This window comes from Stenotrophomonas riyadhensis (assembly GCF_040256885.1).
Taxonomy (GTDB): domain Bacteria; phylum Pseudomonadota; class Gammaproteobacteria; order Xanthomonadales; family Xanthomonadaceae; genus Stenotrophomonas; species Stenotrophomonas riyadhensis.
Window position 1 is genome coordinate 2921033 of record NZ_CP155568.1, and the last position, 26470, is coordinate 2947502.

Sequence of the window (26470 nt, forward strand, 5' to 3'; positions counted from 1 at the left end):
CGGCGATTCTATAACAGTCGTCATAACCATGAATCTCTGGTTCCGCCTGCTCCATCTGCTGCTGTGCAGCCTGTTCCGGCCCAAGCTGGAGGCGCCGTTCGGGGTCTCGCGGCTGCAGTTCCGGGTACTGCCCAATGACCTGGACAGCAACCTGCACATGACCAACGGCCGCTACTGGAACATCTTCGACCTGGGCCGGCTGGACCTGATCCTGCGCATGGGCCTGGGCCGGGTGGCGCTACGCGAGAAGTGGGCACCGATCGTCGGTGCCGGCACCATCCAGTTCCGCCGCGAACTCAAGCCATTCCAGCGCTTCACCCTGGAAACGCGGCTGGTCGGCTGGGTCGGTTCGCGCGGCATCATGGAGCAACGCGTGCTGATCGGCGCCGAACAGAAGATCGCCACGCGCGCGCTGCTGGTCACCGGCATCTACGACCGCCGTGCGCGGCAGTTCCTCGGTATGCCGAAGATGATGGAAGCGATCGGCGTGGTCGCCCCGCCGTCGCCGCCGCTCAGTGCGGCCGCCGAGGCGCTGCTGGCGGCCGATGCCGCATTGAAGCAGGACGATGCCTGAGGCGCGTCAGCCCACCTTCGGCATGTTCTTGGTCACGCAATGGATACCGCCACCACCACCCGCGATGGCATCGATATCCACCTGTTCGATCACGCGGCCGGGATACATGTCTTCCAGTAGTTCACGGCAGAATCCATCGGCGTCGTCGTCTCCGAACTGCGGTGCGACCACGGCGCCGTTGATCGGCAGGTAGTTGATGTAGCCCATCGCCAGATCGTCGTTGTCGCGGGTATGCACGTTGTCGCGTCCGTCCAGCGGCGGCGGCAGCGTATGCACCTGCAGGCGACGGCCGTCGGCATCGGTGGCCCCGCGCAGGATCTGCAGGTGCTCGCGGGTCAGGTCGTAATCGTAGGACTCCGGATCGTTGTCCAGATTGGCGATCACCACGCCCGGGCGTACGAAGCGCGCATAGAAATCCACGTGCGCATCGGTGATGTCCTTGCCGGCGATACCGGGCAGCCAGATCACCTTGCGCAGGCCGAGGTGGTGCTTCAGCTCGGCCTCGATATCCGCGCGCGACCCGTCCGGATTGCGGTTGCGGTTGACCCAGCAGCTTTCGGTGAGGATGGCCGTGCCGTGGCCGTCGACTTCGATGCCACCGCCCTCGCCCACCAGATCGCTTTCCAGCAGCGTCGCACCGGTCACCTGTGCCAGCCACGGCGCCACCGCGCCATCGTTGCGCGCGCTCTGCTTGCCGCCCCAGCCGTTGAAGTTGAAGTCGACCAGGCCCAGCCCGCCCCGGTCATTGGTGACGAAGCAACCACCGTAATCGCGCACCCAGATGTCATCCAAGGGCACGTCCAGGAACTCGATGTTGTCGCGGCCGCAGCGGTCCTGCGCCTGCTTGAGCTGTGCAGGGCGGCACAGCACGCTGACCGGCTGGTGGCGTGCGATGGTGCGGGCCAGCCGCGCCACGGTGGTGTTCACCGCATCGGCCTGCGCGCCCCACACCCTCGGTTGCGCGGCGAAGGCCAGGAACACGCGTTCCTGCGGCCCGTGCTCGTCCGGCATGCGCCAAGTCCCCGCACCTGGCCCTGCTGCGGATACGCGACCCGGCAGCCCGGCCAGGCCCAGAGCGGCCAGGCCGCCAAGGCCGGCGGCGCCCGCCAGTTGGGTGAGGAAGTGACGACGGTTGCTCATGACGGGCTCCAGGGCCGGTGCGGGATGGGCGCTATGCTGCCCTTGCCGACACATAAGAACAAACGATAGATTCAGCCAACAATTGAACAGTTTTACTTATCAGAATGCTCAAGCACTGGCCACCGCTGAACGCCCTGCGGGGTTTCGAGGCCGCCGCCCGCCTGGGCAGCTTCCACCGTGCGGCTGAGGAACTGCACCTGACCCAGTCGGCCATCAGCCAGCAGATCCGGGGCCTGGAGGCATCGCTGCAACAACCACTGTTCTTCCGGCAAGGCCGCAGCGTCACCCTCACCGACGCCGGCATCGACCTGCTGGAAACAACGCAGGCACTGCTGCGGCAGCTGGCCAGCGGCATCCGCCGGCTCGATCAGTACCGCAAGCCCAATCAACTGATCGTCAACACCAGCCCGGCCTTCGCCCGCCATTGGCTGGTGCCGCGCCTGGCCGGGTTCCACTGCCTGCATCCCGACGCCGACCTCTGGCTGCTGACCAGCGAGGAAGCACCAGACATGACCACGCAGACGCTGGACGTGGCGGTACGCGATGACCTCGACTCACAGGCGCAGTGCCAGCATCGCGTGCTGCTGCAGGACCGCCTCTATCCGGCCTGCCATCCCGACCTGCTGGCCACGCCCGTGCACGAACGCCTCACCCTGCATGGCGAGCGCGAAATGGACTGGAGCCAGTGGCAGGTACAGGGCGGCGCCGATGTCGGACAGCGCCGCGAGGGCATGAACTTCTCCGAGCCCGGGCAACTGCTGGATGCCGCATGCCAGGGTCTCGGCATCGCCCTGGTCAGCGAACTGCTTGCCGCGCGCGCCTGCGAACAAGGCCTGCTGCAACCATTGGATGATGCAAGCGTGCGCGGCCCGCGCTGGAGCTGGCTGGTGCACGAGGACAGCACAGCCGATCCGCTGGTGATCAGCTTCTGTGACTGGCTGCTGGCGAGCCTGCCCGCTGACGCTACTTCTGCTGCAGCGCGCGCTTGACCGCCGCCTCGGCCAGCGGCGCCATCACCGCATAGCCCTTCGCCGTGGGATGCACGCCGTCGTCGGCCAGTTGCGGGTCGAGCCCGCCAGCCGCATTGGCCATCGGAGTGTAGTAGTCCAGATAGACCAGCTGCTTCGCATCGGCATAGCGCTTCAATGCCGTGTTCAATGCACGCACCTTGGGCGCAGGCATTGTGCCCGTCAGCCACGGGTAATCGCTGACCGGCAGCACCGATGCCAGCACCACACGAATGCCATGTGCGCGGGCCAGGTCCACCATCGCGTGCAGGTTGTCTTCGATCATCGACTGCGTGGAGGGGCCAGTGTTGCCGGCAATGTCGTTGGTGCCGGCCAGGATCACCACCACCTGTGGCTTCAGTGCCAGCACGTCCTGCGGGAAACGCACCAGCATCTGCGCCGTGGTCTGGCCGCTGATGCCGCGGTTGAGCCAACCCTTGCCGGGGAAAAACGCTTCGCTGCCTTCCCTACCCCAGCCTTCGGTGATCGAGTCACCGAAAAGCACCACGCGTGGTTGCCCCGGTACGGCGGCAGACAGTCGTGCGTTGGCGTCGCGGTAACGCTGCAGTTCCGGCCAATCGGCCAGGCGCTGCTGCATGAAGCGCACCTCATCCGGGCGCAGGCGATCGACAGGTTCCACCAACAACGGATTGATGGCGGGCGCATCGGCCGCCACCCCATGGGCGCTCAGCGCGATACCGAGGACAACCGCGGCCAGGCCGCCGGACACGGAACGCATCGGGTCTCTCCCTTGGATGTCCGGGCCAGTCTAGCGCGCGGCCCCGCGCTCAGCGTGCCGCCGACCGCGCCGCCACACCGGTCACCTTGGCCGGCATCCACATACCCGGCGTCCAGCCGCTGGCGGCCAGGATCGTCTTCGGGTTGTCCTGCTGGATCAGCGCGCGCACTGCGTCACGCTTGTCCTTGGCCTGCAGGTAATAGGCCTTGGCGATGCGGTAGCCCACCCAGTAGCCCAGATCATAGGGTTCCTGCGAACCGGGCTTGTAGTTGTACAGCCACGGCGACAGATCGGTGCTGTCCAGATCCAGTGCGAATGCGCTCTCGATATGCACTTCCCTGCCGCGCGTCCACGCCGCATGTCGCCCATTGCCGACGTTGCCGGAAATCAGTTCGGTGATGAACTCGGCGATGCCTTCGCCCAGCGACACGCGCAGCACTGTTGCCCGCGGTTCTCCCGGCTCGAAGTCGATCAGGCCGGTCTGCTGGATGTGCACGTACTCGTGTGCGATCACGTGCACGAAGCGGTCCTGCACATTGGGATTCATGAAGTCGGCCGCGCACAGCGCTTCCAGGCCGATGATCACGCCGCTTTTCGAGGTCAGCCCGACCGGCCGGCCGCGGCCCACCGCGATGGTCACCGGCGGGAACCGGGTCTGCGGGTAGATCGCCTGCAGGTTGGAAAACACCTGCGTCAGGCGTTGTTTCACCGCGGGCAGTTCGGCCAGGCAGTTTCGTCCCTGAGCATACAGCTCGGGCTGGCTGGCGATGGACTCGGCAATGCGTTCGGGCGTGACCCGGCGCGCCTTGGCCAACTCCGCCAGGCCAGCCGACCCTTCGGCCAGGTATCCACGCAGCTGCGCAACATTGGGCTTGCCGCCGGCGCTGTCATAAAGTGCATAGAAACGACTGACATCCTCGGTGAGGATCTGCGGCCCTGCCGGTACCGCCGCCGTGGCCACACCCACCGCCCCGGCACAGGCCAGGGCCAACAGGCCGCGCAGGATCGTGGACATCGCTCCGTCCTTGGTGGAGTGCATGCGAAGCGCGCAATCTATCACTCCACCCAGCCCGCCGCAGCAGTCGGATGCGGGCGCCCCGCCGCTGTGCCAGACTCGCTTCGGCACCTGCCATGGAAGATGGAGCACCGCACGATGATGATCGTTCCCGCATACTGGGCCGAAGCCCGTCTGCAGGCCCGCTTTCGCGGCCGGCCGGTGGTCGTGCGCCGCTTCGGCTGGTCCGACGAAAGCCCTGCCGAAGCTCAGGCGCACGCCGACCGCCGTGCCAACGAAGCGCTCAACGCCATCCTTGCAGGGCAGGCGCTGCCGCGCCGCGAAGTGCGCAGCAACTACGGCGTGGAGGGGGTGCCGATCCGCGAGCAGATCGTACGGCGCGACGGCGATGTCATCATCACCCGCAACAGCTACGGGGCGCTGTGCCTGAACACACCGGACGTACTGTTTGCCGACATCGACCATGCGCAACCACCCGCGGGTTGCGTGATGCCCGCTCTCATCGCCGCGGTGCTGCTGTTCGCTGGCGCCATCATCGGCACCCTGCTGTGGCACTGGCTGGCGGGACTGGTATTGGGTGTGGCGGCCGTGGTGCTGGTGAACATCGCGATGCTGATGCAGCGCAAGCGCCGCCTGGCCGCAGCCGGCGGCGCCGAAGGCGTGGCCCTGCAGCGGGTCGCGGCCTTCAGCGAACAGCATCCGGAGTGGCACCTGCGCACCTACCGCACGCCGGCTGGCCTGCGCGTGCTCGCCATGCATGCCACGTTCTCGCCCGAGGACGAGCAGTTGCAGGCGTTCTTCAAGGCACTGGGCACCGACCCCCTGTACGCACGCATGTGCCGGCTGCAGCACTGCTTCCGTGCGCGACTGACCCCGAAGCCGTGGCGCGTGGGCCTGAAGTACCGCATCCGCCCGCCGGTGGCCGCGTGGTCAGCCGAACAGGCCAACAACCCGGATCGACTGGCCTGGATTGCCGAGTACGAAAAGAAGAGCGCCGGCTTCGCGGCCTGCGCCTATCTGCGCAGTTTCGGTGATGCCACCCAGGTGCATGCCAAGGCCGAGCACGTGCGCGAGCTGCATGATCGTTTGGCGCACGCGCAGGACCGTTTACCGCTGGCGTGAGTGCGGCAGACGCTCAGTCAGCGCCCTGCACGAACGGCTGCCCTGCCAGGGTAGTGCCCAGCCGCACCGCGACCTGCTGTTCGCCCTTTTCAAACGTCGTTGCGCACTGCTTTCCGCCTTTCTGGCATCCGACTTCGGGAAAGCCTTCCAGTGACTCCGGCGCGCCCTGCGCCGGCTTCGCCTGCCAGCCGGCGGCGTCCAGCAGGCGCTTGGCCTTGGCGTAAGGCATGCCGGCGATGATCCCCAGCTGCGCCAGCTCGGCAGGCAGCGGCTGAGCACTTGCAGTTGAGACCAGGACCAACGACAACGCTGCAGCAAGAAGGATGGCTTTCATTGCATCGACCCGGGACGGACTTACACGATCAGACTAGACCATTTTCATGGCCCGCGAATGTGCCGGTAACACGTCGTTACCGAGTCTCCACAGTTGATTGCAGAGCACTTCAATCTGTTTACAGGCGAACAAGCAACCGAGCACGGGCTCGGCTCTACAGGATGCAGGAAGGCCGCCCTGAGGCGGCCTTCCTGTGCCCTTACTTTGCGTTCTTCACGTAGGTGTCGAACCAGTTAAGCATCTCCGACACCAGCTGCTCGTTGGACTCCAGCGCGGTGTACCAGTGCGGTTCGTTCGGCAGCATCACCAGGCGGGTGGTGCCGCCGTTGCCACGAATGGCCTGGTACAGCTTGCGTGACTGGAACGGCTCGGTGCCCGGGTTGGCGTCGTCCTCACCATGGACCAGCAGCAGCGGCAGCTTGATCTTGTCGGCGTAGAAGAACGGCGAGGCCTTCAGGTACACGTCCTGCGCCTGCCACACCGAGCGACGCTCGTTCTGGAAGCCGAACGGGGTGAAGGTCTTGTTGTACGAACCGCTGGTCGCCACGCCGGCCTTGAACAGGTTGGTGTGCGCGATCAGGTTGGCGGTCATCAGGCCGCCGTGGCTGTGACCGGTCACGCCAATGCGGTTGCGGTCGACCACGCCCATGTCCACGGCCTTGTCCACGGCCGCCTTGGCGTCGGCTTCCAGCTGCTCCAGGTAGGTGTCGTAGGCGTTCTTCGGGTCACCCACGATCGGGAACGAGGCGTTGTCGATGATCGCGTAGCCGGCCAGCAGCATCAGGCGGTACGGCTGCAGACGGGTGAAGGTCTGCTGCGAACCGGACACCTGCCCCGCCTGCGCGGCGTTGGCGAAGTCGGCCGGGTAGGCGTACAGGATCGCCGGCACGCGCTGGCCTTCCTTGTAGCCCGGCGGCGTGTACAGGGTGAACGACAGGTCCACGCCGTCGGCACGTTTGTAGGTCACCAACTGCTTCTTGATCTGGCGCACTTCCGGGGTCGGGTCGACCAGTTTGGTCAGCGCGGTCGTGGTCGACGCGAACTGCGCCTCGCCGGCCTTCGCATCGGCCACTGACTCACCCTGCTGACGGATGAAGGCGTTCGGCGGATCGATCACTGACTGGTGCCAGGTCAGGTAGCGGCCCGGCGTGTTGCTGAAACCGAGGAACTGTTCGTAGGCATCGGCACTGCTGCGGAACAGACGCTCGCTCTTCAGCGTGCCCAGGTCCAGGCGGTCCAGGAACGGGCGGTCGCCCTGCGGTGAGGCGCCACGGCCGCTGAGGAACACATGGTTGCCGTCCTGGCGCACGACCTGCGCGCCATTCGGCAAACGCGTGAAGACCAGATTGCCGGGGTTGCCGTACAGCTCATCGCTGGACATGTCCCACAGCAGGCGACCTTCCTTCTTCGGCTGGTCCACATCGACGACGCGGGTCTGCATCCAGTGACGGTTCTCGTCGTTCTCGTACTGGAAGGCCACGGCCGGATCGGCGGTCCACGCGAAACCCTCAAAACGCTGCGCGGTGCGCGTGATTTCGGTCGGCTTGCCGTTGAACGGTGCCTTCAGCATCAGCACGCGATCGCGATGCGGCACGCTGACCTTCCAGTCGCCCTTGTCCAGCGCTTCGGCATAGACCAGGGTGGCCGGATCGGTGGCACGCCAGTCGAAACCGCGCGGGCCTTCCGGCACGCCGTGCACCGGCACGCGGTCGGCCAGCGGCAGGCTGGCGATCGGTGTGCTGCGGCCGTTGCTGATATCCAGCACCGCCACATCATTGGCGAAGCGCTGGTAGGTCACGGCATGCGAGTACGGTGCCTTGATCGACTCGGTCAGCACATGCACGCCATCGGGCGCGGCGCTGACCTCGTTGAACAGCGCCGGCTGCCCCACCGGGCGCACGCTGCCCGCGGCGGTATCGACCACGGCCAGCTGCGAGGCACCGTAGTAGGCGAACAGCTTTTCGTCATGCACGCTGGTCAGCGTGTCGCGGGCCTCGTAGGTGCTGCTTTCGCCGCTGCTGCCCAGCGACTCCTGCGCATCCGGACCGGTCGGCACACCACCATTGGACGGCGCCGGGCCCTGGTTGGCCGGCACCAGTTTCACCAGCAGGTTGTGGCTGCCGCCCAGCCACTGCACGGTGTTGCCGAAGATCGGGTTCAGCTGCACGTTCGGCACCTGCTTCACCTGGCCGGTGGCGGCATCGCCGACCCACAGCTGCACGCTGGTATCGACCGCGTTCTGGAAGGCGAAATGGCTGCCGTCGGCCGACCACAGCGCGCCGGTGGCGCAGCCCTGCGGCAGGTTCACCTTGGTTTCCTTGCCGCTGCCGATATCAACCAGGGTGAAGTCGGCCACGCAGGCCGGAATGCCATAGCCACCGGGGGTGTCATGGCGGCTGCGGTTCTTCGGCTCCAGGCGCACGCCGGCCAGCTTCAGGTAGGGCTGGGCCACGCGGCTGATCGACGGGTAGGTCTGCGCGGTGGTCAGCAGCAGGCGTTGGCCGCCCGGGGCCACGTTCGGTGCCGGCGGCGGCGGTGCCTTCAGCACCTTGAGCAGGTGTTCCGGCGGCTTCGCGTAATCAGCGAAGGCCGGGCCAGCGGCCAGCAGGCCGACGGTGGCAACGGCAACAGCCGCCGCCAGAGAGGTTCGACGGATCAGCATCCTTATCCCCTGGGGTGTGAATGGGCGCCCGAGGACGGGCAAGGGCCCGAATCTAGCACCGCAGGAGGCAACGGGAATGGGCCGGAAGGACTAGTGGCCGGATGGGGCAAAGTGGGACGCACGCGGAGAGGCCGGCGATGGGCCGGCCCCTGCCAGGCGTGGCCTGTCATCACTGCTGGGCGTGCAGATCCCAGGCCGTCAGGTAATCGGGGTCGACCACGATCATGCCACTGTTGCGCATGCGGTACTCGCCGGGCTCGGCCCGCTGGTACTGGTCGAGCATGGGCGGCAGGTAACGCTCATGACCATCGCCTTCGTCGGCCAGTACCACGCCTTCGTCGGCACTGATGCGCAGCACGGTGCCCGCGTACTGCTCCAGACCCTGCACCTGGCCGTCGCCACCATAGCGGGTGACACCGACCAGCACGACCTTGCCGATCATTTCCTCGGCCTTGGCATCGTCCAGTGGGGGCAGCATGGGATTGAATTCGTCGCTCATCGGTGCACCTCCAAAGCCTGTGGGGATAGCGTGGATTCGGCGGCCCCACGTTGCCAGCGTCGATGGCAACGCAGGGATCTCTCTTGGGGCGCAAGTCCCTGGATCGCAGGACCAACCGGGCAACGCCGGGGCGCGATGGGTGAAAGGTGTCTGGGACTGCGGGGGACGGCCATCCGTACCGATGGCGTGACCGTGTCAGGTCAAGGTCAACACCACGCGTTGCGTTGCATACACGGTGAAGCGTGACAGCTGCACTGTAGCGGCATGAGGGCCTCCTGTTGAAGGTCACACGCGGGTGTGTTGCTCCGTTGGAACGAATGCTGCCACTCTGCGCGGAAGGAACAAGTGAAGATTGCGGGCGACCTGTAAAAGGTGGTTCGCGTGGTACCCGTTCATTAAGCTGGCGCCCCGCTCTGCTGAGGCACGCCTGCCCCGGCGCCACGCTAGAATGCGCCCATGCGCACCGTACATGCCCTCCGCTACATCACCCCCTTGCGGGAAGGTGGCTCTCTGCCCGCCGTGGTCGAGACCGATGACGACGGCATGGCCGTGCTGAAGTTCCGTGGCGCCGGCCAGGGCCCGAAGGCACTGATCGCCGAGCTGATTGCCGGCGAAATGGCACGTGCGCTGGGCCTGCCGATTCCGGAAATCCTGTTCGTCGAACTGGACCGCGAGTTCGCCCGCACCGAGCCGGACCCGGAAATCCAGGAACTGATCCGCGCCAGCGAAGGCCTGAACCTGGGCCTGGACTACCTGCCCGGTGCGATCAACTACGACCCGGCAGCAATGCCGGTGGACGCCGACCTGGCCTCGCGCATCGTCTGGTTCGATGCATTCACCAGTAATGTCGATCGCACCACGCGCAATCCCAATCTGATGGTGTGGCACCGCAGGCTGTACCTGATCGATCACGGCGCGGCGATGTACTTCCATCACGACTGGGCCAACGCCGGAGATGCCTGCGAGAAGCCCTTCGTACTGATCCGTGACCATGTGCTGCTGTCGTTCGCCAGCCGCATCGCCGAGGTGGATGCCGAACTGGCCGCCCGCCTGACCGATGCCGAGATCGAGCGGATCGTCGGCCTGGTGCCGGACAGCTGGCTGGTCAACGAGCCGGCATTCGACAGCCCGCAGGCCTATCGCCAAGGCTACATCGATTATCTCAAGCACCGCCTGAAGGTTCGTGCGGTGTTCGTGCAGGAGGCCATCCGTGCCCACGCTGCACACGTATGACTATGCAGTCATCCGCGTGGTACCGCGGGTGGAACGCGAAGAGTTCATCAACGTCGGGGTGATCGTCTCCTGCCCTGGCGCGCGTCATCTGGAGGCGGCCATCGAAATCGATCCGGCACGCCTGCACGCGTTCGCGCCGGCGCTGGACCAGGACGCGCTGCAACCGTGGCTGGATGCGATCGTGGCAATCTGCCGCGGCGATGCCAGCGCCGGGCCGATCGCGCAGCTGCCGGCGCGCGCGCGCTTCCATTTCCTCACCGCCAAGCGCAGCTCGGTCGTGCAGATGTCGAGCACGCATGTCGGTCGCACGGCAGACCCGGCGGGTGTGGTGGAACACCTGATGACGAAGATGGTGCGTGTGCCGGAATGACCGGCACGCATCGCGATCAAAGCGGCAGCCGTCGCGCGATGTAGTTGACCACGTTACCGATCGCATCCGGATCGACATTGGCCAGCCCAACGATCACATAGCCCTGTGCAGGCAGCACCACGATGGCACTGTTGGAGCCGGGCGCACCGCCTTCATGGCCGTACTGGTGCTCCCTGCCCTCGCCCTGCACCACGAAACCATAGCCGTACCAACGCTTGTGGTTCTGCGCCGTGGTGGCCTGCTGCAGCAATGCAGGTGAAACCAGCGTTCCGCTGCGCAGCGCCTCGGCGAACTTCAGCATGTCGGTGGCCGTGCTGTAACCGCCACCGGCGGACATGCCGCGCCAGGGCAGCGACTTCGTTTCACGGACCCATTGCCCATCCTTCTTCGTATAGGCGACGGCGCGCTGTGGCACCGTCACTGTTTCCGGTTCGAAGCCGGTGCCGGTCATGCCTGCCGGGCGCAGGATGTGTTGCTCCACATAGGCGTAGTACGACTGCCCGGAGACGGCCTCGATGATCCGCCCAAGCACGATGAAGCCATAGTTGGAATAGCTGTCCTGGCTGCCAGGCGTGAACTGCGGCGCATCCCTGGCGAAGCGCTGCACGTAGTCATCCAGCGTCTTCAGCGAGGCCGAATACTGATCGAAATCATCACCGAAGAAATCGCCCAGTCCGCTGGTGTGGGTCAACAGCTGGCGAACGGTCACCTCATCGGCAACGGCCTTGTTCGGATAGTCCGGCAGGTGCCTGCCGATCGTATCGTCCAGCCCCACCGTGCCGGCCTGCACCAGCTGCAGGAGGGCCACGGCGGTGAACATCTTGTTGGACGAGGCCAACCGGAAGCGTGTGCCCGCATCCACCGGAATCCCGCCTTCGCGATCCGCCTCGCCACCGCGCCAGTCCAGCAGCACCTCGCCGTTACGTGCCACCAGCAATGCGCCCGACAGCGCGTCCTGTACACGCAGTGCTTCCAGCTTCGTTTCGGCATCCGCCATCAGGGCAGGCAACGCAACACGCCCTGGCTTGTACTTGTCCGGCGTTTCAGTACCTTCGATCTGGAACTGCTTCAGGTGCGCCGGATTGTCCGGGTCCATGCTGGCCGTCACCCACATCGTGCGTTCGTTCAGCTGGCCCAGCACCAGCAGCTTCGCCTGGCCCGGCGTGCTTTCGATTGTTTCCAGCACGCGCAGTGGGCCGGTACTCCCGCGGAACTCGAGATAGTCATCGGGGCCGCTGCCTTCCTTCTTCGCATAGGCATCGGCGAACGCCTGCAGTTCCGCGAGGCTGCCAGCGTTGAAGGCTGCCAGCCAGTCGTCGATGGCGTCCTGCGCACGTGGATGTGCATGCTCGGAAGAGGTTGCGCCGACTGCCGGAAAAACCGGGGTAGCCAGCAGAACCGAACAGACCAGCGCATTGCAGAGAAACAGGCGTCCGACAACCCTCATTGCAGTTCCTTTGCGGGGATCCCAGGACGCATCCTAGACCAAGGATGCGCCCGCCGCATCGACGCTAGGGACTCTGCCGCAACACCTCAACCGTTACGTTGAATGCCTCGATGCGATGCCATTCGCTCCGCGCGTGCGGCAGCGATTCCACACCCATGCCAATCTGGTACCTCACCGCGTCCGGACCTTCGCGCCAGTAAAAAGGTTCACCGCTGCTCCAGCCACAGCAGACGTAACGCAACGCCGGCAGGCCGAACGTTGCGTGCAGGAAGGCTTCGATCTTCGCTGCCCCGGCACCCGCAACCCGGTAGTGGGCTTCCATCGGCTTGATGTAGGACGCATCGTCCTGACTGCAGCCGATGTATTCCAGTCCCTCTGGTTTCCGTCCCATTGCCTGCAGGAAGTCCTGACAGACCGTGTCAGGTCGGGCCAGGCCTTCAGTACGACCGCGTGCTTCCCACTCCGCCAGCGCCTGTGCTGGATGCTCGGCAGCTGGTAATCCGGTGGTGAGCAGCAATGCGGGCAGCACCAGGGGCAGAACGCGCGCGGCACGTTGTGGCCAATGAAACGACATGAGGGCGCGATCCTTCGCAGTTGATGGCAACCATGCTACCCGATGGCCTCGCTATCGCCGCGCCATGCTCTGTTCACTGAATCGCGCCACGCAGAAGTCCAGGAAGCTGCGCAGCTTGGGCGTCAGCTGGCGGTCGCGCGGATACACCAGGTTGATCCACGTCGATACCGGCACATGGTGCGGCAGCACTTCCACCAGTTCACCACGCGCCAGTGCGGCGGCAAGCATTTCGTAGGGCTGCAGGATCAATCCCAGCCCTCCCACGGCCGCAGTCAGCAGCGGCTCGGCCTGGTTGACCATGAAGCGGCTGGACACCGGCACGGTCAGCACGCTGCCATCGGCATCGCGGAAACTCCAGCGCGTGCGGATGACCGAATGCGCGAAGCCCAGGCACTCGTGCCGGCTCAGGTCATCGGGATGGGTAATGGCCGGGCGCGAGGCCAGATAGTCCGGCGAGGCACACAGGACCAGTGGATACGGCCCCAGCCGTCGTGCCACCAGCCCGCTGTCGGCCAGGTCACCGGTACGGAACACCAGGTCGTAGCCGTCCTCGACGATGTCCACCAGGCTGTTGGACAGGTTCAGATCGACCTGCACGTCCGGGTACTGTTGCATGTAAGCCACCACCGCCGGGCCCAGCGCGTGCACGCCGAAGGTGACCGGCGCACTGATGCGCAGGCGCCCCATCGGCCGCCCGCGCGCCACTTCAGCCAGCTGCTCGGCCCCCTCCACTTCCTCCAGGATCACCCGCGCCCGCGCCAGGTAGGCCTGGCCGAAGTCGGTCAGGCTCTGCTTGCGCGTGGTGCGGTTGAGCAGGCGCACGCCCAGGTGGAGTTCCAGCGACTGCACGTGTTTGCCGACCAGCTGCGGCGACAGGTCCAGCGCGTCGGCAGCAGCGGCGAAGGAGCCGACCTCGGCCACTTTCACGAAGGTACGCAGGGGAGCGATCAGGTCCATTGCAAACAATTGTTTTTCAATGAAACCCAAGATTACCCCTTATTCTGGATGCAGGCCACGCGCACAGTAGGCCTCACCTTTCCGCCGGCCTCAGCGCTGGCCTTGTCCAGGAGCCCCCATGAGCCAGATTGTCCGCATCCACGAATACGGTAACGCCGATGTACTGCGCATCGACAACATCGACGTTCCCGCCCCCGCCGCCGACGAAGTCCAGATCCGGGTCAAGGCCATCGGCCTGAACCGCGCCGAGGTGATGTTCCGCAACGGCGCCTACCTGCAGGAAGCGCAGTTCCCCAGTCGCCTCGGCTACGAAGCGGCCGGTGTGGTCGAAGCCGTCGGCAGTGCCGTGAGCGGATTCACCGCGGGCGATGCGGTCAGCGTGGTGCCGCCACTGGATATCGCGCGCTGGGGCACCTACGGCGAACTGGCCAACGTGCCGGCACGACTGGTGGTCAAGCATCCGCAGGCATTGGACTTTGAAACGGCCGCCGCAGTGTGGATGCAGTACGTCACCGCCTGGGGGGCGCTGTTGGAGCAGGCGCACTTGTCCGCCGGAGATTTCGTCATCATCACCGCTGCCAGCAGCAGCGTCGGACTGGCCGCGATCCAGATCGCCAACGCGGTGGGCGCCACGCCGATCGCGGTAACGCGAGGCCCGGGCAAGCGCCAGGCCCTGCTCGACGCCGGTGCCGCCCATGTCATCGCCACCCAGGAACAGGATCTGGTGGCCGAAGTCGCGCGCATCACCGGCGGTGCCGGCGCCCGCGTGGTGTTCGATCCGATCGGTGGCCCGCAGTTCGTACCGCTGACCGAAGCCATGGCGCGTGGCGGCATCCTGCTGGAGTACGGCGCGCTGAGCAGTGAACCCACCCCATTCCCGTTGTTCAACGTGCTGGGCAAGTCACTGACGCTGAAGGGTTACCTGTACTCGGAAATCGTCTCCGACGATGCCGCGCTGGCACGTGCCAAGGCCTTCATCGTCAACGGCCTGGACCAGGGCACGCTGGCGCCGAAGATCGCCAAGGTATTCCCGTTCACGCAGATCCAGGACGCACACCGTTACCTGGAATCGAACGAGCAGATCGGCAAGGTGGTAGTGACGGTGTGATCCAGCGTCATGCAACGGGGGCGGCCCACCGCCTCCCTTGCGGTTACCTCGGCAACGCAAACGCCATCACGTAATCGCCGTTCGGGGTTTCCATGAAATGGTGGCCGCCGGCCATGATCACCACGTACTGGCGCCCGCCCTGCTCGTACACCATCGGGTTGGCCTGGCCACCGGCAGGCAGCTTGGCGTGCCACAGTTCCTTGCCGGTCTTCAGGTCGATGGCACGCAGCAGATCATCGGTGGCGGCGGCGATGAAGATCAGGCCGCTGGCGGTCACCACCGAGCCGCCATTGTTCGGCGTGCCGATCTCGATCGGCAGGCCGGAGCGGATGCCGAAGGGTCCATTGCCACGTGCACTGCCGAACGGGCGGTCCCACAGCAGTTTGCCGGTGCGCAGGTCGATGGCACGGATGCCACCATAGGGCGGCTGCTTGCACAGCAGACCGGTGAACGGCAGGCGCCAACCGGCATTGACCTGGATGGCATAGGGCGTGCCCACCTGTGGGTCGCCCGCGCCCTCAGCGCCGCCCTTGTCGAACCGGATCTTTTCGCGCGGCAGCCAACCCAGGCGATCGGCCTCGGCACGCGGCACCAGCCGGTTGTAGTTGGGCATGTCGTTGTAGTTGGCCACGATCACGCCACGACGCGTATCGATGGACACGCTGCCCCAGTCCGAGCCGCCGTTGTAGCCGGGGTACTCGATGGAATGGCGGTCACTGCTCGGCGGCGTGTAGAAACCTTCGTAGTAGGCCTTGCGGAACTGGATGCGGCAGACCAGCTGGTCGATCGGGGTGATGCCCCACATGTCGCGCTCGGTCAGCTCATGCTCGCGGCGCAGTGTGTGGTACAGCGAGAACAGTTGCGTGGGCGAGCGCTGCTCGGGTTCAACACCACCGATGGGCACCTTGCGCTCCTCGGCAGCACTCAGCAACTGGCCGTTGCGGCGGTCGAGGATGTAGATGTCGCCCTGCTTGGTCGGCAACAGGATCGCCGGCACTTTGCCGGCAGCGGTCGGGTAGTCGATCAGGCTGGCCTGCGAACCCAGGTCGTAATCCCACACGTCCTTGCGCACCGCCTGGAAATGCCAGGCCGGCTTGCCGGTGGCCACGTCGATCGCCACCAGCGAGGTCGAGTAGCGATTCTGGTTTTCCGTGCGCGAGCCGCTCCAGTAGTCGCCTGCGGAGTTGCCCAGCGGCAGGTAGACCAGGCCCAGCGCCTCATCACCGGTGGCCGTGGTCCACATGTTCGGCGTGCCGCGCGTGTAGGTCTGCTCGCGCGGCGGCAGGCCGTTGCGCTCGGGCTGGTCCATGTCCCACGCCCAGCGTAGCTTGCCGGTGATCGCGTCGTAGGCCTGGATCACGCCCGACGGCGCGTCGCGGCGCTGACCATCCAGCACCTGGTGACCGGTGACGATCACCCCGCGCACGATCGCCGGTGGCGAGGTGATCGACACGTAGCCGGGCGGTACCTCCCCCATGCCCAGGGTGATGTCGACCTGGCCGTTGTTGCCGAAGTTGGCGCAGGGACGGCCGCTGTCCGCATCCACCGCGATGATGCGGCCGTCCAGCGTGCCTTCGATGATGCGCGCCCAGCAGGCCGGACGGGTGCCCGGCGCAGCACTGCGGGTGACGCTGGGCGGCGGTTCCGGCAACGCCAGATCGGCCGCGGCATCGGCCAGCGTGGCATCGGCAAGGACCGGCATGCTGGGCTGCTCGTAGTAGCTCACCCCACGGCAGGCGGCGGTGTACGGGATCGAAGCGTCCTTCACCTTGGGGTCGAAGCGCCACAGCTCCTTGCCACTGGCGGCATCGAGCGCGATCAGGCGGTTGCGCGCGGTGCACAGGTACAGGCGGTCGCCGATCTTCAGCGGCGTGGTTTCCGCGCCCCAGCGCTTCTTCGGCATATCCCCGGTGCGGAACTGCCAGGCCGGTTGCAACGTGGCCACATTGGCTGGCGTGATCTGCTGCAACGGCGAGTAGCGGGTGCCCGCATTGCTGCGTCCCCACGCAGGCCAGTCGCCATCCGCGGGCTGGTCGGCCGGCTGCAGGCCCGTGGTATCGCGCGTAGGTTCCAGTCCGGCACTGACTGCGCCTTCCGGGAACGGCTGGTGCCCGTCCACTTCGCCGTGCGGCGCGAACGCCAATCCGAAGGCGGCCACGAACACCAGCATCAGCACGCCCGCCGTGCTGCGCGACAGGCGTTTTGAAACCGGCTCGCGCAGGGTCGGCGCCAGCAGCGCCAGCACGATGCCGAGCGCGGTCACCAGCCCGAGCCGCGGTACCCAGCGCCAGTAGTCGCTGCCCGATTCCCACCAGGTCCACAGCAGCGTGCCGATGAACACCAGCGCGTACAGCAGCGCGCCGCTGCGGCGGTTGCCGAACAACAGGATGCCACTGACCAGCAGGCCGAGCCCGGCAATGGCGTAGTACGCCGATCCCCCCAGGCTGAGCAGCCACGCACCCAGGCCGCCGATGGCCAGGCCGAGCACGACCAGCAGCAGCGACAGCACGGTAACGAGGGGATGCCGGGAAGCGCGGACGGGGGCAGTAGCGGACTGCGGCGTGGCGGACATCGTCGATCTCCGGGGGCAGCATGCGCCGTTATCCCACCGCCGACGTGAAGCGCGCGCGTATGTGCGGCACCCGGATACGACGACGCCGGCACAGGGCCGGCGTCGTCGGGTACCTCAACCTGATGGCAGGATCACTCCTGCGCGGCGTCCTCGCTGCTGGCAGCAGCCGGGGTGCCGTCGGTCGCGGCCGGGGTGGCGACAGCCACCTCGTCCTCGTCCTCGTCGATCGAGGCATCCATGCGCTCCACCGCCTGCAGCTTCTCGTCCTTGGACAGGCGGATCAGGGTCACGCCCTGGGTGTTGCGGCCGACGCGGCTGATTTCCGAGCCACGCGTACGCACCAGGGTGCCGCCATCGGAGATCAGCAGGACTTCGTCGCCGGAGCCCATCAGCACCGCGGCGACCAGCTTGCCGTTGCGCTCGGTGGTCTGGATGCCGATCACGCCCTGCGTACCACGGCCCTTGCGCGGGTAGTCCGGCAGCGGGGTGCGCTTGCCGTAGCCGTTCTCGGTGGCGGTGAGGATGTACTGCACGCTGGCGTCATCGGCGCCGTCGATCACCGCATCGCCATTGGCGGCGGCTTCCTCGACACCGTTGTCGTCCTCGTTGTCGTCCTCGATGCCACCGGCACTTTCGGCCACGATCAGGCTGACCACTTCCTCGCCGGCCGGCATCTTGATGCCGCGCACGCCGGTGGCGGTACGGCCCATCGAGCGGACCTTGTCTTCACCGAAGCGCACGGTCTTGCCGTTGGAGGCAAACAGCAGGATGTCACGCTCGCCATCGGTCAGGCCGACGCCGACCAGGGCATCGCCCTCGTCCAGGTTGATCGCGATCTTGCCGCGGGCCAGACGGAAGGCAAACTCGCCCAGCGGGGTCTTCTTGACCGTACCGTTCTTGGTGGCGAAGAACACGAACTGGCCATCGGCGTATTCACGTACCGGCAGCACAGCCTGCACGCGTTCGCCCGGCTCCAGCGGGATCCAGTTGATGATCGGACGGCCGCGGGCATTCGAACCGGCTTCGGGCAGCTGGTACACCGGCAGCCAGAACACCTTGCCCGAGCTGGTGAAGGTCAGCAGCGTATCGTGCGTGTTGACCAGCCACAGCTGTTCGATGAAATCCTCTTCCTTGGTCGCTGCCGCACTGCGGCCACGGCCACCACGACGCTGTGCGCGGTACACGCTCACCGGCTGCCGCTTCACGTAACCGGCATGCGACACGGTGACCACCACGTCTTCCGGCGCGATCAGGTCGAGGATGTCCAGGTCTTCTTCGCTGTGGCGGATTTCGGTACGACGCTCGTCGCCGAACTCGGCCTTGACGTTGACCAGCTCCTCGCGGATCACCTGCAGCAGGCGGTCGGGATCTTCCAGGATGTGGATCAGCCCGGCGATCACTTCCAGCAGCTGCTTGTACTCGTCGGTCAGGCGGTCCTGCTCCAGCCCGGTCAGGCGGTGCAGGCGCATTTCCAGGATCTGGGTGGCCTGGATCTCGGTCAGCTGGTAGCCGCCCTCGATCAGGCCCACGCCCTTGGGCAGGTCTTCCGGACGCGAGGCTTCGGCACCGGCGGCACCCAGCATCGCACCGACCAGGCCCGGCTCCCACACGCGCGCCAGCATGCGCTCGCGTGCTTCATTCGGGTTCGGCGAGGTCTTGATCAGCTCGATCATCTCGTCGATGTTGGCCAGCGCAACGGTCAGGCCTTCCAGCACGTGGGCACGGGCGCGCGCCTTGCGCAGCTCGAACACGGTGCGGCGGGTGACCACTTCGCGACGGTGGCGGACGAACGCCTCGAGCATCTGCTTGAGGTTCATCAACTGCGGGCGGCCATCGACCAGCGCCACCATGTTGATGCCGAACACCGATTCCATCTGCGTCTGCTGGTACAGGTTGTTCAGCACAACCTCGGCAGATTCACCGCGCTTGATCTCGATGTAGATGCGCATGCCGTCCTTGTCGGACTCATCGCGCAGCTCGCTGATGCCTTCGATCTTCTTTTCCTTGACCAGCTCGGCGATCTTTTCGATCAGACGCGCCTTGTTCACCTGGTAAGGAATTTCAGTGACGATGATCGATTCGCGACCGTTGTCGGCCACTTCGATATCGGCCTTGGCACGGATGCGCACGCGGCCACGGCCGGTGCGGTAGCCGGCGACGATGCCGGCGGTACCATTGATGATGCCGGCGGTCGGGAAATCCGGGCCCGGGATGTACTCCATCAGGCCGTCGACATCGATTTCCGGGTTATCGATCAGCGCGATGCAGGCGTTGATCGATTCGCTCAGGTTGTGCGGCGGGATGTTGGTGGCCATGCCCACCGCGATACCGGCCGAACCATTGACCAGCAGGTTCGGGAACCGGGTCGGCATGACCGTCGGCTCCAGTTCCTTCTCGTCGTAGTTGGGCTGGAAATCGACGGTTTCCTTGTCGATGTCGGCCATCAGCTCATGCGCGAGGCGCGACATGCGCGCTTCGGTGTATCGCATCGCCGCGGCGGAGTCGCCATCGATCGAGCCGAAGTTACCCTGGCCATCGACCAGCATGTAACGCAGCGAGAACGGCTGTGCCAGGCGCACCAGCGTGTCGTACACCGACTGATCGCCATGCGGGTGGTACTTACCGATGACGTCACCGACGATACGCGCCGACTTGAAGTAGGGCTTGTTGCTGTGCGCGTTGAGTTCGTTCATCGCGAACAGCACGCGGCGATGCACCGGCTTGAGGCCATCGCGCGCATCCGGGAGCGCGCGGCCCACGATCACGCTCATCGCGTAATCGAGGTAGCTCTTGCGCATCTCGTCTTCCAGGTTGACCTGGATGATTTCCTTGGCGTTTTCTGCCATTCGGGTTCCGTTGTCTGGTAGCGGTCCAGTCCGGCGCAGCCCTCTGCGGGAGGGGGTCGTGCCGGAACCTCGATTCAACCTGTGGATACTACCACAACAGGCCGTTTCCCGCCTCCCTTTACGGAGATTTTACCGGCACAAATCAGGAACTTAGGGGGTTGCCGGCCAGCGGCCGGCACTACCGGGGGCGGAGGTCACGCTGCCCCTTCCCCTGTGCCTCAACCGCCGAAGGCGGCGCGCATGTTCTCGGTGGTCGGGTTCAGGATCACCCCGCGCTCGGTCACGATGGCGTCGATCAGCTCGCCCGGGGTGACGTCGAACACCGGGTTCCAGGCGGCAATGCCCTCGGCCACGGTGCGGGTACCGCCCACGCCGTAGAGTTCGCCCGGATCACGCTGCTCGATCTCGATCTGGCTGCCATCCACGGTCTCCATGTCCACGGTCGAGGACGGCGCCACCACCATGAATTTGACACCGTGGTGGCGGGCGGCGATGGCCAGCTGGTAGGTACCGATCTTGTTGGCGGTATCGCCGTTGGCGCAGATGCGGTCTGCACCGACGATCACCCATTGCACCGCACCGGTCTTCATCAGGTGCGAGGCGGCGGAATCGGCGATCAGGGTGGCGTCGATGCCATCCTGCTGCAGTTCCCATACGGTCAGGCGTGCGCCCTGCAGCCACGGACGGGTCTCGCCGGCGAACACGCGGGCGATGCGGTGCTGGGCCATGCCGGCACGGATCACACCCAGTGCGGTGCCGAAGCCGGCGGTGGCCAGCGAGCCGGTGTTGCAGTGGGTCAGCACGCCGCTGCCGGCCTCGATCAGGCCCGCGCCCAGCGCGCCCATGTGGCGGTTGGCGGCCAGGTCTTCCTCGGCGATGGCCTGCGCTTCCGCTTCCAGCAATGCCTTCCAGTCGGCGCCGGCGGCGTTCAGGCAGCGGCGCATGCGCGCCAGCGCCCAGGCCAGGTTGACGGCGGTCGGGCGCGACGCGTTGAGGCGCTGCAGCGCCGGTTCCAGCTGCTGCAATGCATGCGCCCCATCGGCGGCCTGCACGTCACGTGCGGCCAGCACCACGCCCCAGGCCGCGGCAATGCCGATCGCCGGCGCACCGCGCACGGTCAGTGCGTGGATGGCGGCGGCAACCTCGTCACTGTCATGGCAGACCACATGCTCGACCACGAACGGCAGCTTGCGCTGGTCCAGCAGTTGCAGGGCATCGCCGGTCCACAGGATCGGGCGGATGTGGTCGTAACGGGCGTAGTCGATGTCAGAGGCAGTGTTCATGGGCCCATTGTAGGGCCACGCCCCACGTGGTTGGAGCCCGCCCGGACTCAATTCACCGAGAATTCGGCGCGGCAGCCGCCATCCACCCAGATCCCGTTGCGGTTCCAGCCCCAGGTGCTGCCTTCCTCGCACGGCGTGCTGGACAGCTGCTCGGAGACGACGGCACCGACCGAGATGCTGGCCCCGCAGAACCGGCGCTTCTTCGACTTCGATTCGCAGGTCAGCCGGCGTGGCACATCGACGAAGCGGCCGTCATCGTCGGCCACCTCGAAATCTCCCTGGCAGCCGCGGCTGGTCCAGACTTCGTTGCGCTTGTAGCCCCAGCCCTGCCCTTCCCGGCATGGCAGTGCCGACAGCTGCCGCAACAGACGCACGGGGGCACCGTCGAGGCGCACCGGGCAGCTCTGCGGACGACCATTGGATTCGCAGCGCACCACGCGGCGGACCAGGCGCTTGCCTTCGTTCGCGGCCGCTGCGGCACCCGCGGCACGGCGCGCGCGGAACTCGGCGCGGCAGCCCAGGGTGACCCACACGCCACTACGGTCGGTGCCCCACTCACTGCCACGGATGCAGCTGCTGTTGGAGAGCTGGCGCACAAGATCGACGCCGTTGCTGACATCGATATCGCAATGCACCCAGCCCATGTCGCGCGATTCGCAGGTCACCACTTCGCCGTCATAACCCACCTGCTGGGCAGACGCCGACGACGGCAGCCAGGCACCCCACAACGCAATGGAGTAGACCGGTACCGCGACGACCGCAAACCACTTGACCAATGCCTTCCCCAACAGGAGTGGACGAATTCCGATGCCAGTGTCCCGCATCTGCCGTGATAAGAGCATCATCCTGCTTACCGAAGCAAGCACGGAAACGCGGCAATCCGTTCAGTCTTCGATATTCAGAAAACCGCGAAGATCAGGCGTGGGCGAAGTCATAGGCCAACACGTCGGCGATGCGCGGCGTGCGATTCATCGCCATCAGCAGCCGGTCCACGCCCACCGCCACGCCGGCGCAGGCCGGCATCGAGGGCAGCGCAGCCAGCAACGCTTCGTCCAGCGCCGGCTGCACCTGGCCGCGTTCGTGGCGGCGCTGCAGGTCACGCTGGAAGCGCGTGCGCTGCTCCTGCGCGTCGTTCAGTTCGTGATAGCCGTTGGCCAGCTCCACCGCGCCCAGATACAGCTCGAAACGCTCGGCCAGCGGCGGCGTGCCGGCACGGATGCGGGCCAGCGCCGCCTGGCTGGCCGGCCAGTCGTGGACCACGGTCATCACCGCGTCATCGAAGTGCGGCTGGATGCGGTGGGTCATCAGCAGATCCAGCCAATCGTCGCGGGTCAGCCCGACGGGGTCGATGTGCACCTCGCCCAGCGCGTTACGCAGCGCGGTCTCATCGACCTCGAACGGGTCCACGCCCACATGCTGCTGGAACAGCTCGCGGTAGCTGAGCACGCGCAGGGCCGCACTGCGCCCGACCAGGGCCAGCGCCTGGCCGACCAGCTCGGCGGTCTCCTGCACCAACCTGTGGTGGTCCCAGCCGACCCGATACCACTCCAGCATGGTGAATTCCGGGTTGTGGCGGCCGCCGGCCTCGCCGTTGCGGAACACCCTGCCCAGTTCGTAGCAGTCGCCCACGCCTGCCGCCAGCAGTCGCTTGAGCGGATACTCCGGCGACGTGCGCAGCCAACGGCGACGGCCACCGGCATCGACATGCCCGGTGAAATCGGTATGGAAGCTGTCGATGTTCGGCTCGGTGTTGCCTGCCACCGACAGGATCGGTGTTTCCACCTCCAGCACATCGCGCTCGGCGAAGAAGCGACGCACCAGCGCATTGAGTGCGGCACGCTGCTGCAGCGCGCGCAGCAGGGCCTCGCTCACAGGATGCCCTCCGGGCGCGGATGATCCAGCGGCAGGGTCAGCAGATCGCGGGTGTCATCGATGTAGCCACTGGCCAGGTACAGGCGTCGGGCCAGTTCGTTGTGGTGGTTCACTTCCAGCCGCAGACGGCTGACGCCACGCCCGCGAGCGCGCTGTTCGCAGATGGCCAGCGCCTGCTTGCCGCGGCCGCGGCCGCGCGCGCGGTGGCTCAGGTACAGCTCATCCAGCAGCATGAAGTGGCCGCCCTGCTCCAGGCTGAAGCCCATCGCGATCACCGCGTAGCCGACCACCTCGCCTGCCTCGTCCAGCCACAGCAGCACTTCGCCATTGCGCGGGTCGGCCAGCAGCGCATCCACGCCGCGACGCACGCGCGCATCATCGAAGTCGATCCTGTCTTCGGCGTAGAACTCGCGCATCAACGCGATCAACAGGTCCTCGTCGGCACGGGTGGCCAGGCGGAAATCCAGCGGGGCGGTCTGCATCGGTGTTCCTTTGTCTTTCATGCCGGGCGCGAGGCACCCGGCGGGGTCATCATTCGTGTTCAGCGAGATAGGCCAGCAGGCGGTCTTCGTCCCACACCGGCACGCCCAGCGATTGCGCCTTGTCCAGCTTGGAGCCGGCCTCGGTACCGGCCACCACGAAGCTGGTCTTCTTCGACACGCTGCCGGAAACCTTGGCACCCAGCGCTTCCAGGCGTTCCTTGGCGGCATCGCGGGTGAGCTGGGCCAGGGTGCCGGTCAGCACCACGGTCTGCCCGTCCAATGGGCCGGCCACGATCTCGGCCAGCGCCGGCGCCTTGGCCAGGATCTGCTGCATCGCCTTCTCGGCCGCCAGCAGCATCACACCATGGCCATCGGCATCGAGCCACTCAGCCAGGCCGCGTGCAGTGTCGTCCGGCAGGCCGGCGTTGACGAACTGGCCATGCTCGGCGTCGAGCACGGCCTGCGCGCCCGGAAGCACAGCCACCAGCTTTTCGGCACGCAGGCGGGTGATGCCAGGGATCTCCGACTCGACCAGCAGCTGCGCCAGATCCAGGCCCTCGCGCAGCTTGGCGCTGGGCGCATGCACATCACTGATGCGCACCTGGCCGACCTGCAGCAGGTCATCGATGGCCTGCTGGTTGCCCTGCTGCTCGAAGAAATGGCCAAGCGAACGCGCCACTTCGCCGCCGATGTCCGGCACACGCTTGAACAACGGCCATGGCAGGTGGCGGATCAGCTCCAGGTCACCGAACCACTGCGCCAGCACCTTGGCAGTGCTCTCGCCCACGTGCTCGATGCCAAGCGCGAACAGCAGGCGCTCCAGCGTGGCCGCACGGCTGGCGTCGATTGCAGCGATCAGGTTGTCGGCCCACTTGGTGGCGATCTTCTTCGTGTTCCATTCGAAGCTGGCCGGCTGTGCCAGCGCCTGTGCGCGCCAGCCCGGATCGTTGCCATCCAGCCTGAGCACCGCATTGAGCACCGCACCACTGCCTTCGGCGGGCAGGTGCAGCTTCAGCGCAGCGGCCAGTGCCGACGGATCCTCGGCATCCAGCACCAGCTTCAGGTGCAGCAGCTGGTCGCGGTTGAGGCGATACAGATCAGCCACGCTCCTGACGATGCCGGCGTCGACCAGGGTTTCGATGTACTTGTCGCCGAGGCCGTCGATATCCATTGCACGACGCGAAGCGAAATGGGCAATGGCCTCCTTGCGCTGCGCCGGGCAGGACAGCTCGCCCGAGCAACGCCACGCAGCGGCACCTTCCTCGCGCACGATCTCCGAGCCGCACACCGGGCAGCGCGTCGGCATCTGCCACGGCGTGGTGCCCTGCGGGCGGCGGTCGAGAATGACGCTGACCACTTCCGGAATCACGTCACCGGCGCGGCGCACGATCACGCTGTCGCCCACGCGCACATCCAGGCGTGCGATCTGGTCGGCGTTGTGCAGCGTGGCATTGGACACGATCACGCCGGCCACCGCCACCGGCGCCAGTCGCGCGACCGGTGTGGCGGCACCGGTGCGGCCGATCTGGATCTCGATCGCCTCCACCGTGGTGCTCTGTTCCTGCGCGGGGAATTTGTGCGCGATGGCCCAGCGCGGCGCGCGCGAAACGAAGCCCATCGCCTGCTGGCCGGCACGGTCATCCAGCTTGTACACCACGCCATCGATATCAAACGGCAGGCCATCGCGGCGCTCACCGATGTCGCGGTAGTAGCCCAGCAGGCCGTCGGTGCCTTCCACCACCTTGCACAGCTCACTGACCGGGAAGCCCCAGGCACCAAGCTGGGCCAGTGTGCCCGAATGAGTATCCGGCAGCTCGCCGCCCTGCACTTCGCCAGTGCCGTAGGCGAAGAAACTCAGCCTGCGCTGCGCACTGATCTTCGGGTCGAGCTGGCGCAGCGAACCGGCGGCGGCATTGCGCGGGTTGGCCAACACCTTGCCGCCCTGCAGCCGCGCACGTTCGTTGTAGGCCTCGAAGTCGGCGCGGGCCATGTAGACCTCGCCGCGCACCTCCAGCACATCCGGCCAGTCCTTGCCGTGCAGGCGCTTGGGAATGTCACCGATCTCGCGCAGGTTGGCGGTCACGTCCTCGCCGGTACTGCCATCGCCACGGGTCGCGCCCAACACGAAATGCCCGTCTTCGTAGCGCAGGCTGATCGCCAGGCCGTCCATCTTCGGCTCGGCCGAGAACCGCAGGCTGCGACGGCCCAGGCGCTCATCGATGCGGCGCACGAAATCGGCCACCTCCTCATCGCTGAAAGCATTGGACAGCGACAGCATCGGCACCGCGTGGCGCACTTCCGGGAAGCGGCCGGAGGGGCGCGCACCGACCTGCTGGGTCGGGCTGTCGGCACGGGCCAGTTCCGGGTGCTCGCGCTCCAGCGCTTCCAGCTCGCGCACCATGCGGTCGTAGTCGACGTCGGGGATCTCCGGCGCGTCCAGCTCGTGATAGGCGCGGTTGGCCTGGGCGATCTGCCGGCGAAGGTCTTCGGCGCGTTCGGCGGGGCTGGGGCTCATCGGGATCCGGTGGTTCTGGGATGGCCGGGGATTCTACCGCGCCCGGCTGTCAGCCCCTGTAACGCCGCCGCCCTTTGTAGAGCCGAGCCAAGCTCGACGGGTCCTCCCTCGCTCTGGCA

General features: G+C 66.3%; 22 protein-coding genes. 6 read left to right on the forward strand and 16 right to left on the reverse strand.

The window, feature by feature from the left end; genetic code table 11:
- The first annotated feature begins 28 nt into the window (after window positions 1-28).
- Window positions 29-574: a thioesterase family protein gene (locus tag SriyCCGPB3_RS13685; RefSeq protein ID WP_012511531.1), complete on the forward strand. Its 546-nt coding sequence runs from the start codon at window positions 29-31 to the stop codon at window positions 572-574.
- A 6-nt stretch (window positions 575-580) separates the two neighbouring features.
- Here the strand turns inward: SriyCCGPB3_RS13685 and SriyCCGPB3_RS13690 are convergent, their stop codons facing one another.
- Complete coding sequence (locus tag SriyCCGPB3_RS13690; protein WP_248858000.1) at window positions 581-1714, reverse strand: agmatine deiminase family protein; 1134 nt, start codon at window positions 1712-1714, stop codon at window positions 581-583.
- A 104-nt stretch (window positions 1715-1818) separates the two neighbouring features.
- On the opposite strand from SriyCCGPB3_RS13690, the gene SriyCCGPB3_RS13695 reads away from it, so the two are divergent.
- Window positions 1819-2703, forward strand: a complete 885-nt coding sequence (locus SriyCCGPB3_RS13695; protein WP_248858001.1) for a LysR family transcriptional regulator — start codon at window positions 1819-1821, stop codon at window positions 2701-2703.
- Here the strand turns inward: SriyCCGPB3_RS13695 and SriyCCGPB3_RS13700 are convergent.
- Window positions 2678-3460: an SGNH/GDSL hydrolase family protein gene (locus SriyCCGPB3_RS13700; RefSeq protein WP_248858002.1), complete on the reverse strand. Its 783-nt coding sequence runs from the start codon at window positions 3458-3460 to the stop codon at window positions 2678-2680. The two genes, SriyCCGPB3_RS13695 and SriyCCGPB3_RS13700, sit on opposite strands and share 26 nt — an antisense overlap.
- A gap of 49 nt (window positions 3461-3509) precedes the next feature.
- Window positions 3510-4475: a DUF2268 domain-containing putative Zn-dependent protease gene (locus SriyCCGPB3_RS13705; protein WP_248858003.1), complete on the reverse strand. Its 966-nt coding sequence runs from the start codon at window positions 4473-4475 to the stop codon at window positions 3510-3512.
- 138 nt (window positions 4476-4613) lie between these two features.
- On the opposite strand from SriyCCGPB3_RS13705, the gene SriyCCGPB3_RS13710 reads away from it, so the two are divergent.
- Window positions 4614-5597, forward strand: coding sequence for a hypothetical protein (locus SriyCCGPB3_RS13710; RefSeq protein ID WP_343236004.1), 984 nt, complete (start codon window positions 4614-4616; stop codon window positions 5595-5597).
- A gap of 13 nt (window positions 5598-5610) precedes the next feature.
- Here SriyCCGPB3_RS13710 and SriyCCGPB3_RS13715 read toward each other — a convergent pair whose 3' ends face one another.
- The 3 genes from SriyCCGPB3_RS13715 to SriyCCGPB3_RS13725 all read right to left on the reverse strand — a co-directional run bounded on the left by SriyCCGPB3_RS13715 (window position 5611) and on the right by SriyCCGPB3_RS13725 (window position 9092).
- Window positions 5611-5931: a hypothetical protein gene (locus SriyCCGPB3_RS13715; RefSeq protein WP_110712790.1), complete on the reverse strand. Its 321-nt coding sequence runs from the start codon at window positions 5929-5931 to the stop codon at window positions 5611-5613.
- Between the two features lie 199 nt (window positions 5932-6130).
- On the reverse strand, window positions 6131-8593 hold the full coding sequence (locus SriyCCGPB3_RS13720; RefSeq protein WP_153856007.1) for a S9 family peptidase: 2463 nt from the start codon (window positions 8591-8593) through the stop codon (window positions 6131-6133).
- A gap of 169 nt (window positions 8594-8762) precedes the next feature.
- Window positions 8763-9092, reverse strand: a complete 330-nt coding sequence (locus tag SriyCCGPB3_RS13725; protein WP_153856006.1) for a hypothetical protein — start codon at window positions 9090-9092, stop codon at window positions 8763-8765.
- A 456-nt stretch (window positions 9093-9548) separates the two neighbouring features.
- Between SriyCCGPB3_RS13725 and SriyCCGPB3_RS13730 the strand changes: the two genes are divergently transcribed.
- Entirely contained in the window at window positions 9549-10325 is a 777-nt protein-coding gene (locus SriyCCGPB3_RS13730) for a HipA family kinase (RefSeq protein ID WP_180854831.1), read from the forward strand.
- The gene (locus SriyCCGPB3_RS13735; protein WP_005417377.1) at window positions 10303-10695 is read left to right on the forward strand and encodes a DUF3037 domain-containing protein; all 393 of its coding nucleotides are present in this window, start codon (window positions 10303-10305) and stop codon (window positions 10693-10695) included. Before SriyCCGPB3_RS13730 ends, SriyCCGPB3_RS13735 begins: the two co-directional genes overlap by 23 nt.
- 16 nt (window positions 10696-10711) lie before the next feature.
- Here SriyCCGPB3_RS13735 and SriyCCGPB3_RS13740 read toward each other — a convergent pair whose 3' ends face one another.
- The 3 genes from SriyCCGPB3_RS13740 to SriyCCGPB3_RS13750 all read right to left on the reverse strand — a co-directional run bounded on the left by SriyCCGPB3_RS13740 (window position 10712) and on the right by SriyCCGPB3_RS13750 (window position 13673).
- Entirely contained in the window at window positions 10712-12142 is a 1431-nt protein-coding gene (locus SriyCCGPB3_RS13740) for a serine hydrolase domain-containing protein (RefSeq protein ID WP_197611382.1), read from the reverse strand.
- 64 nt (window positions 12143-12206) lie between these two features.
- Complete coding sequence (locus tag SriyCCGPB3_RS13745; RefSeq protein WP_350259423.1) at window positions 12207-12716, reverse strand: DUF4952 domain-containing protein; 510 nt, start codon at window positions 12714-12716, stop codon at window positions 12207-12209.
- Window positions 12717-12767: 51 nt separating this feature from the next.
- Window positions 12768-13673 carry a LysR substrate-binding domain-containing protein gene (locus SriyCCGPB3_RS13750; RefSeq protein ID WP_350259424.1) on the reverse strand — a complete coding sequence of 302 codons (906 nt, stop codon included), beginning with the start codon at window positions 13671-13673 and terminating at the stop codon, window positions 12768-12770.
- A gap of 118 nt (window positions 13674-13791) precedes the next feature.
- Here SriyCCGPB3_RS13750 and SriyCCGPB3_RS13755 point away from each other — a divergent pair, with 118 nt between their 5' ends.
- Window positions 13792-14781 (forward strand): zinc-dependent alcohol dehydrogenase family protein, encoded by a 990-nt coding sequence (locus SriyCCGPB3_RS13755; RefSeq protein ID WP_350259425.1) that lies wholly within the window; start codon window positions 13792-13794, stop codon window positions 14779-14781.
- A gap of 43 nt (window positions 14782-14824) precedes the next feature.
- On the opposite strand, the gene SriyCCGPB3_RS13760 is transcribed toward SriyCCGPB3_RS13755, so the two are convergent.
- From SriyCCGPB3_RS13760 to ligA, 7 genes are all read right to left on the reverse strand, one after another.
- Window positions 14825-17353, reverse strand: a complete 2529-nt coding sequence (locus tag SriyCCGPB3_RS13760) for a membrane-bound PQQ-dependent dehydrogenase, glucose/quinate/shikimate family (protein ID WP_248858007.1) — start codon at window positions 17351-17353, stop codon at window positions 14825-14827.
- Between the two features lie 131 nt (window positions 17354-17484).
- The gene (gene gyrA / locus SriyCCGPB3_RS13765) at window positions 17485-20199 is read right to left on the reverse strand and encodes a DNA gyrase subunit A (RefSeq protein WP_153856000.1); all 2715 of its coding nucleotides are present in this window, start codon (window positions 20197-20199) and stop codon (window positions 17485-17487) included.
- A 218-nt stretch (window positions 20200-20417) separates the two neighbouring features.
- Window positions 20418-21482 carry an S-methyl-5-thioribose-1-phosphate isomerase gene (mtnA, locus tag SriyCCGPB3_RS13770; RefSeq protein WP_088026485.1) on the reverse strand — a complete coding sequence of 355 codons (1065 nt, stop codon included), beginning with the start codon at window positions 21480-21482 and terminating at the stop codon, window positions 20418-20420.
- Window positions 21483-21529: 47 nt separating this feature from the next.
- Window positions 21530-22258, reverse strand: coding sequence for a DUF3011 domain-containing protein (locus SriyCCGPB3_RS13775; RefSeq protein WP_110712801.1), 729 nt, complete (start codon window positions 22256-22258; stop codon window positions 21530-21532).
- 139 nt (window positions 22259-22397) lie between these two features.
- On the reverse strand, window positions 22398-23354 hold the full coding sequence (gene epmA / locus SriyCCGPB3_RS13780) for an EF-P lysine aminoacylase EpmA (RefSeq protein WP_350259426.1): 957 nt from the start codon (window positions 23352-23354) through the stop codon (window positions 22398-22400).
- Complete coding sequence (locus tag SriyCCGPB3_RS13785) at window positions 23351-23836, reverse strand: GNAT family N-acetyltransferase (protein ID WP_153855999.1); 486 nt, start codon at window positions 23834-23836, stop codon at window positions 23351-23353. The genes epmA and SriyCCGPB3_RS13785 overlap by 4 nt, the downstream gene beginning before the upstream one ends.
- 49 nt (window positions 23837-23885) lie before the next feature.
- Window positions 23886-26357: an NAD-dependent DNA ligase LigA gene (gene ligA / locus SriyCCGPB3_RS13790; protein ID WP_180854843.1), complete on the reverse strand. Its 2472-nt coding sequence runs from the start codon at window positions 26355-26357 to the stop codon at window positions 23886-23888.
- Window positions 26358-26470 lie beyond the last annotated feature (113 nt).

Excerpts from the sequence above, each read along its gene's own strand:
- SriyCCGPB3_RS13745 (WP_350259423.1), bottom strand. The coding sequence starts at position 12,716 with ATGTCGTTTCATTGGCCACAACGTGCCGCGCGCGTTCTGCCCCTGGTG.
- SriyCCGPB3_RS13710 (WP_343236004.1), top strand. The coding sequence starts at position 4,614 with ATGATGATCGTTCCCGCATACTGGGCCGAAGCCCGTCTGCAGGCCCGC.
- SriyCCGPB3_RS13760 (WP_248858007.1), bottom strand. The coding sequence starts at position 17,353 with ATGTCCGCCACGCCGCAGTCCGCTACTGCCCCCGTCCGCGCTTCCCGG.
- SriyCCGPB3_RS13695 (WP_248858001.1), top strand. The coding sequence starts at position 1,819 with ATGCTCAAGCACTGGCCACCGCTGAACGCCCTGCGGGGTTTCGAGGCC.
- SriyCCGPB3_RS13690 (WP_248858000.1), bottom strand. The coding sequence starts at position 1,714 with ATGAGCAACCGTCGTCACTTCCTCACCCAACTGGCGGGCGCCGCCGGC.
- gyrA (WP_153856000.1), bottom strand. The coding sequence starts at position 20,199 with ATGGCAGAAAACGCCAAGGAAATCATCCAGGTCAACCTGGAAGACGAG.
- SriyCCGPB3_RS13740 (WP_197611382.1), bottom strand. The coding sequence starts at position 12,142 with ATGAGGGTTGTCGGACGCCTGTTTCTCTGCAATGCGCTGGTCTGTTCG.
- mtnA (WP_088026485.1), bottom strand. The coding sequence starts at position 21,482 with ATGAACACTGCCTCTGACATCGACTACGCCCGTTACGACCACATCCGC.
- SriyCCGPB3_RS13700 (WP_248858002.1), bottom strand. The coding sequence starts at position 3,460 with ATGCGTTCCGTGTCCGGCGGCCTGGCCGCGGTTGTCCTCGGTATCGCG.
- SriyCCGPB3_RS13725 (WP_153856006.1), bottom strand. The coding sequence starts at position 9,092 with ATGAGCGACGAATTCAATCCCATGCTGCCCCCACTGGACGATGCCAAG.
- SriyCCGPB3_RS13750 (WP_350259424.1), bottom strand. The coding sequence starts at position 13,673 with ATGGACCTGATCGCTCCCCTGCGTACCTTCGTGAAAGTGGCCGAGGTC.
- SriyCCGPB3_RS13705 (WP_248858003.1), bottom strand. The coding sequence starts at position 4,475 with ATGTCCACGATCCTGCGCGGCCTGTTGGCCCTGGCCTGTGCCGGGGCG.
- SriyCCGPB3_RS13715 (WP_110712790.1), bottom strand. The coding sequence starts at position 5,931 with ATGAAAGCCATCCTTCTTGCTGCAGCGTTGTCGTTGGTCCTGGTCTCA.
- SriyCCGPB3_RS13685 (WP_012511531.1), top strand. The coding sequence starts at position 29 with ATGAATCTCTGGTTCCGCCTGCTCCATCTGCTGCTGTGCAGCCTGTTC.
- SriyCCGPB3_RS13755 (WP_350259425.1), top strand. The coding sequence starts at position 13,792 with ATGAGCCAGATTGTCCGCATCCACGAATACGGTAACGCCGATGTACTG.
- SriyCCGPB3_RS13730 (WP_180854831.1), top strand. The coding sequence starts at position 9,549 with ATGCGCACCGTACATGCCCTCCGCTACATCACCCCCTTGCGGGAAGGT.
- SriyCCGPB3_RS13785 (WP_153855999.1), bottom strand. The coding sequence starts at position 23,836 with ATGCAGACCGCCCCGCTGGATTTCCGCCTGGCCACCCGTGCCGACGAG.
- SriyCCGPB3_RS13720 (WP_153856007.1), bottom strand. The coding sequence starts at position 8,593 with ATGCTGATCCGTCGAACCTCTCTGGCGGCGGCTGTTGCCGTTGCCACC.